The sequence below is a fragment of the Pseudorhodoplanes sp. genome (assembly GCF_050250235.1).
Lineage (GTDB): Bacteria > Pseudomonadota > Alphaproteobacteria > Rhizobiales > Xanthobacteraceae > Pseudorhodoplanes.
Genome location: NZ_JBFWPA010000319.1, coordinates 1 through 2,740 on the forward strand (window position 1 = coordinate 1; position 2,740 = coordinate 2,740).

The 2,740-nt window shown below is 60.1% G+C and carries 1 protein-coding gene and 1 pseudogene; both read right to left on the reverse strand.

The features are described from left to right. Positions 1–1,604 (reverse strand): annotated as a pseudogene (locus AB7F49_RS39380) (hypothetical protein); the annotation flags it as partial. Then, positions 1,605–2,740 (reverse strand): DEAD/DEAH box helicase (locus AB7F49_RS39385; protein ID WP_428533491.1); only part of this gene is annotated, 1,136 nt, incomplete at its 5' end.

The window sequence follows — 2,740 nt, forward strand, 5'->3', positions numbered from 1 at the left end:
GGTTCGGTATGGGTCGGCGCGGCAACTTTGGCGAGCCGCTGAAGCTTCTCACCGCCGAGCGCGCTGCAGATTGCGGGGAGGGCGTTCTGCACACCCAAGTCCTTGGCCATGTTCCCCGCGCGGATCGAAATCCCTCGCGCACCGTTTTCACGTGCTGGCTCAATGTAATAGTTCAGGGCGCAAAGCCGGATGCGGTCCGCGTCACGGATCAGATGTTCGTAGCGCTCGGGCGGCGGGACAGGAACGCCGTCTTGGTCGACGATGATGAAGCCTGAATTGTGAAGTCGAGCGGCGGCGTCTTCCTTCTGGCCCCAGCCGCCGTTCAATTCGGTCTTATTCCGTGCGAAGCCCACGATAGGTTTTGTCGGGTACACCCGATTTGGCCGCTCTCGCGTTGAGCGAACCCAATAGTCGCGCGGTTCGCCGAAATGGCTGAAGATTCCTCCGTGCTCGCCCGTCTGGCGATAACGGTCATAAGCGTCCATTGCGGCTTCGACGGCGACCCGAAGCAGCGGTGCTGACATCGCGCTGGATTTGTCGTCATCTTTGTAGTTGTGTGCGACCCACAAGGCGCTTTGCACGTCGATCATGTCTCGCGGAGCAAGGCCGCGTTCCTCGAAAGCGCGCCGGACGGCCCGCATGAAGCGCAGTTCCTCAGCGTAGATTTGCGCCATTGAATCATGATCTGGGAATTGTCTGCCGACCGCCTCGAGCCACAGATCTTGTCGCACAGAGTGGCGAATGTAGATGCCGTCGTTAGGGGCAAGGTGCAGAAACAGAAATTCGGCGATCTGCCGCGCTGGATCCGACGAGGCTTTAGGAACAGCTTCCAGCCATGCGTCGACGAACGCGGCTAGCGCTGCGGGATAGCCTTGAGGCGCCTCCAGGGCGGCACGCGCTAACGCTGTGAGGGCCGGCCAGAGCCGTTTACGGTCTCCGTCGCCCTTTGGCGACATGGGCCAGTAGGCACGCCAAGGAAGCAAGTTACTCTTGACTAGAGCGGCATGTATTGCATCGACAAAGTCCTGATCGGTAACGGCTTGTCCGAGTGCCGCGCGTAAGTCCTTCGCGAGCTCAAGCTTGTAGTTTCGTTCGCGCGCATCGAACTCCGGGTCGGGTTTGTCAAATCGTTCGAGATTGGGGAAAAATTCGCGCAGCCGAGCGACCCATCGCGAAACGGCTTCGGAGGCGAGACGCAGGCTGCCGTCCGCAGGCGCCAGCGTATTGAGCAATCGGTGCAGTTGGTCGGGGGTTTCTATGCGCAGTACGATGCAGTCCTGATCTCCGAAGGACCACGGTCGACTCAGCGCGGAATGTCGTCCGCCATCCTTGATCCCCTGCTGATATGGCCGCGCCTCAAACGCAAATCCGGACGACGCGAGCGCGTGCTGCCATTTCTTGTGCAGAAAGAAGTTATGTGCCGGACCTTCTATTTCCCAAACCAGCCGCTCTCCGCCACCGAACTCGAATGCCACCATTTTTTTGGTGACGCCTTGACCGGGACGCAGTTCTGAGTCCCGGATTACGTCGAAAAGAGCCTTGCGAAGCGGAATGGGTCGATCCCCTTCGTTCTCCGCAATTCGCGCTTCGAAGTCTTGCCACATTCAAGATTTCCCAACTTCCGGCAATGCACATAGAGTATTCACAAGCCGCATTTGCTCCACGGTCTCGCACTTAGCCTCGCGTAGGCGTGGCGCGCCGAAGACCAGCGCCAGCGCCTTTGCCCGTGATACTGCCACGTTGATGCGGTTAAGCGAGAACAGGAAGTCCATGCCGCGCACAGTTTCCTCCACAGAGGAGGCCGTCATAGAAACTAAGCACACGGGGGCTTCCTGGCCTTGAAACTTATCTACGGTGCCCACGCGGATGTCTTCGGGTAGCGCTTCCCGCAGCGCGTTGACCTGCGCGTTATAGGGGGCGACGACTATGATATCCCTCTGGGTCATTGGGCGAGGCGTACCATCCTTTTCCGTCCATGTGCCCGACAGCAGGTCTCGCGTGGCTGCTTGAATGGCGGCGACTTCTTCCGGTGCGATTTGAGCATTTCCCTCATGGACGACGGGAATCCAAAAGGCCCCAGCCTCAGGGAAAGGGACGCCGCTCGCGCGCTGACGGGCCGTGTCGGGATGGCTGGACAGCCGCCCTTCATAGACCTGGTCCGAAATGAATCGGCATACCTCGGGATGCATCCGGCGCGATATCGGCAGGAAGATGCCTCGGTTCGGCGGAATGGTGGCATGTTCGCCCAGCATCCATTCGAGGCACGACAGATTTGCAGGCTCGGGATGTGCCCCTTGGATGACCTGGGGCAATTGGCGCGGATCGCCAACCAGAACGATGTTTCGGGCCGCACGTCCCATGGCAACCATGTTCGCGAGGCCGACCTGTCCGGCCTCGTCTACGAAAAGCCAATCGAAGGATTGCTCGGACTCCGGCCGTGCGAAAAAGAACGCGGTGCCGCCCACAACATGTGCGTGCGTCAGCACAGGATCGTCGTTCGATGTTGCCCGCGCGATGCCGGTAAAGCCATCGGGATAGCCGTCTTCACCCGCGCTGACTTTGTGCGCCAAGTCTGCTTTTCCGGGGGCGATGTCGAGGTCGCTTTCTTCCAAGGCGCTCAGGCAGCCCATGAGCACATTGCGGATAGCCTCATGGCTGTTCGAGGCGACGCCGACACGGTGGCCTTGGCGCACGAGTGACAGGATCGCGCGGGCAGTCACGTAGGTTTTGCCGGTTCCAG